Raw genomic sequence first — 3,862 nt, forward strand, 5'->3', positions numbered from 1 at the left:
TGGAGTACGAAATCCTCGAATACCACCGCATGGGACAACCCAAGTACGAGAGCACCGGACGGGAATACCCTCTTCCCGCGGACCTCAAGCTCGATCCCACAATTTTTGCTCCCCTGAAGGATCTGGAAAACGCCTATAACGGCGTCCCCCTTCACGCGGACGAAGACGCCGAGGCCTAAAGAGCATCCTTGCCGTCACCCCTCTTCGCCTGCGCGTGGCTGCACACCACGCACGGACGCACCGCCGCTGCCGGCTTCCCGGCGCTCGCTCTTCTGGCGGCATCAGGCGGCACCGGACAAGGCCTCCCAGCTTCCTCGGGGTGGAGCATGGCTCCGCCCCGTCTTTTTTCCCTCGTGCTGGCCGGGTCCATACATCCCCCCCTTCCGCCACAGCACACGCAAAACGCCCTGAGACATTCTGTAACGTCTCAGGGCGTTTTGCATGTGTCCCAACGGGCAGCATCTCCGACACGGCAACGTCTCTGGCCGCGTGGTCTTAGACGGCGGAGCGCATTTCGCGCATGAGCTCCGCAGGGCTTTGCCCAAAGTGGCGCTTGAACTCGCGGCTAAACTGTGAGGTGCTTTCATACCCCACAGCGTCGGCGGCGAGATAGGCCTTCATATTCTGCTGCACAATAAGGTCGCGCGCCCGGGTCAGGCGGATTTTTTTCAGGTAGCGCAGGGGCGAGTCCGCCGTGATGTCCTTGAAGGCCTTATGAAAGGCCGAAACGCTCATATGCGCGGAGTCCGCCATCTCCTGCACATTGAATTTTTTGGCGTAGTTGCCTTCCAGCAGGGAAATCACCCGCGCCACCTGCGAGTAGGTGTTGCCGCCCTTGGCAAGGGAATACAGTACCGGGGCTTGGCTGCCGCACAGGGCGCGGTAGTACATTTCGCGCACTAGGCCCGGGCCAAGGATGCGGGCCTCCCGCTCGGAGCGCAGCGTCCGCAGGAGCTTTACCGCCGCGTCTTTCATGTCCTTATCCATGGCTGAGGGACCAATACCCAATGGCGAATCGCCGACTCCAAGCTCAACGGAGCCGGGGCGCTCGTCCATCTGGGTTATCAGGTCATTGAGCTCGGCCATGTCGAGGTCGATGTACAGCCCAAGGAGCGGGTCGCGCTCACCGGGGAAGGACTCGCACTCAAAGGGCATGGCAACGGATGTGACAAGATAGTTGTCCGCGTCGTAGCGGAAAAACACCCCGCCGAGCGTTCCTTCCTTGTGCCCCGATGCCACGATGCAAATTCCAGGATTGTACAACATTGGCCTGCGCCTAACGTGCTTTGTATCCTTAAAAAACCGTACGCCCGGCAGGTTTGATTCAACGGCCCCGCCGTCGTTCGTTGCCATTTCATGAAGCAATTGAGACAGTTCTGACATATGGCCTTCCCTCCTTGAGTCTGCTCATCCTACAGACACCACTTTCCGCTGCGGTTCAAGCCTCTCGCTCCATCCATAGAGGATTGGGCAAACTTTAGAGAGAAATGTGTGTTCAATCCCGCCAGCCCGCCCCGTAGAACTGTCTCCATCGACCACATGAAAACACAAGGAGTGGGGAATGAATTTTGAATTTCACAATCCGACTCGAATCATTTTTGGCGCGGGCAATCTGACCCGGCTTGGAGAAGTAACCCGCGAATACGGCGCAAAAGCCCTCATTGTCACCGGCGGCGGCAGCGTGAAGAAAAGCGGTGCGTTTGACCGCGCAGTGCAGAGCCTTACGGCCGCAGGTGTTGCCTCTGCCGAGTGCGACGGCGTGGAGCCAAACCCGCGCATCACCTCCGTCATCCGCGGCGCGCAAACCGCCCGCAGTCAGGGCTGCGATGTCATCATCGCCATCGGCGGCGGCAGCGTTATGGACGCGGCAAAAGTCATCGCCGCCGCCACATTCTACGACGGCGACCCGTGGGATATGATTCACCATGGGCAGGCGGATGTCCACGTTCCCCAAAAGGCCCTGCCCGTCATCACGGTTCCCACGCTGGCGGCCACAGGGTCCGAGACCAACTGCGGCGCGGTGATTACCAACGAGGAGACGAAGGTCAAATCCTTCATCCAAATTCCCCTGCTCTACCCCAAGGCCGCCATCATGGACCCCGAGCTCACCGTGAGTGTGCCGCGCAACCAGACGGCCTATGGCGTGTGCGACCTCATCACCCACGTAACCGAAGCCTACTTCAATGGCATCGACAGCACTCCCCTGCAGGACCGCTTTGCCGAAGGCGTCATCCTCACCGCCATGCAGTGGGGACCGAAAGCCCTCGCCGACGGCGCGGACATTGACGCGCGCACGCACATCCAGTGGGCGGCCTCTGTAGCGCTCAACGGCTGGGTGCAGGTGGGCACCAACGGCGCCTACCCCGTGCATATGCTGGAGCACACCCTGTCCGGCCATCATGACGTCACCCACGCGGCGGGCCTGTCGGTCATCAACCCCGCGTGGATGCGCTTTGCGGCCAAGACGAACACGCCAAAGTTCGTCCAGTTTGCCCAGCGCATCTTTGGCCTGACGGCGACCTCGAAGAATGATGTGTCCTGCGCGCTGGAGGGGATTGACCATTTCGAAGCATTCCTGCGCTCCATCGATTGCCCGACCCGGCTGAGCGAACTGGGCATCGACGACACCCTTTTGGAGACCTACGCCCGCGATACGCTGCGAATCATCCACGATGAAGACGGCAACCTGCCCGGACGCCCGCCCATGAGCTCCGCGGACATCGTCTCGATATTCCGGTCCGCCTTGTAGGCGCACGGCCACACACCACAGCCCATGCAGGAGGACGCTATGCGCGCCGCATCACTGCTCGCCGGAAAAGGAGCGGCCCTGCTGCCGGTCCTGCTTCTGGTTCTTTTCACAACCATGGCCCATGCGGAGGACACCATGACCTGGGACAAAACGTACGCACAAAGCGACAACGTCATCCACGAAAAGGTGGAATTTCATAACCGGTTTGGCATCTTCATCGCCGCCGACATGTTCAAGCCCAAGGACTTTGACCCGTCCAGGGGCTACCCCGCCATTATTGTTGGCACGCCTTACGGCGGCGTGAAGGAGCAAGGGGCGGGCATCTACGCCCAAACCATGGCGGAGCGCGGCTTCGTCACCATCGCCTTTGATGAATCCTACAACGGCGAGAGCGGCGGCTTTCCGCGCCAGACCTCATCCGTTGAAGGCTTTGTGGAGGACTTCCACGCCGCCGTGGACTTTATGGGAACCCGCCCCTACGTGGACCGCGAGCGCATAGGCGTTATCGGCATTTGCGGCAGCGGCGGCTTTGCCCTCAGCGCGGCGCAGGTCGACAGGCGCATCAAGGCCGTGGCTACGGTCAGCATGTATGACATGAGCCGCGTGAAGGCCAACGGCTGGATGGACTTGTGGTCCGAAGCGGAGCGAAACGCCTACCTCGACGAACTCGGCAAGGAGCGCTGGCAGGAATACGCTGGCGGCGAGGTCAAAACACTGGGCCTGCCGGAGACCATTGACGAGGAAACCGACCCCATCACCCGCGAGTTCTACGGCTACTACAAGACGGAGCGCGGCCTGCATCGCCGGTCCACCACGCACTTCACCATGACCAGCGACATGGCTTTCATGAATTACAAGCTGCTTGACCGCATTGCGTCCATCTCGCCCCGGCCCATTTTGTTCATCATCGGCGAAAATGCCCACTCCCGCTACTTCAGTGAGGATGCGTTCAAAAAGGCCAACCAGCCCAAGGAACTTGTGGTCGTCCCCGGCGCCAATCACGTGGACCTGTACGACAAAGTGGACGCAATCCCCTTTGACACGCTGGAAGACTTCTTCGCCACGGCCCTGAAATAACCATACACGCGGCAATATGGCATATACTGCGCCTGT

The 3,862-nt window shown here is 60.5% G+C and carries 3 protein-coding genes; 2 read left to right on the forward strand and 1 reads right to left on the reverse strand.

Annotation, left to right across the window (positions count from 1 at the left end; translation table 11 throughout):
• Positions 1-495: 495 nt before the first annotated feature.
• Positions 496-1,383: an AraC family transcriptional regulator gene (locus ACY69P_RS14930; RefSeq protein ID WP_462328048.1), complete on the reverse strand. Its 888-nt coding sequence runs from the start codon at positions 1,381-1,383 to the stop codon at positions 496-498.
• A 178-nt stretch (positions 1,384-1,561) separates the two neighbouring features.
• Between ACY69P_RS14930 and ACY69P_RS14935 the strand changes: the two genes are divergently transcribed.
• Positions 1,562-2,749: an iron-containing alcohol dehydrogenase gene (locus tag ACY69P_RS14935; RefSeq protein ID WP_462328049.1), complete on the forward strand. Its 1,188-nt coding sequence runs from the start codon at positions 1,562-1,564 to the stop codon at positions 2,747-2,749.
• A 39-nt stretch (positions 2,750-2,788) separates the two neighbouring features.
• Positions 2,789-3,826: an alpha/beta hydrolase gene (locus tag ACY69P_RS14940; RefSeq protein WP_462328050.1), complete on the forward strand. Its 1,038-nt coding sequence runs from the start codon at positions 2,789-2,791 to the stop codon at positions 3,824-3,826.
• The last annotated feature ends 36 nt before the right edge of the window (positions 3,827-3,862 follow it).

The sequence above is a fragment of the Desulfobaculum sp. genome (genome assembly GCF_054921475.1).

What these genes read in the sequence shown, in the direction of transcription:
- ACY69P_RS14930 (WP_462328048.1), bottom strand. Translation starts at nt 1,383, where the DNA reads ATGTCAGAACTGTCTCAATTGCTTCATGAAATGGCAACGAACGACGGC.
- ACY69P_RS14935 (WP_462328049.1), top strand. Translation starts at nt 1,562, where the DNA reads ATGAATTTTGAATTTCACAATCCGACTCGAATCATTTTTGGCGCGGGC.
- ACY69P_RS14940 (WP_462328050.1), top strand. Translation starts at nt 2,789, where the DNA reads ATGCGCGCCGCATCACTGCTCGCCGGAAAAGGAGCGGCCCTGCTGCCG.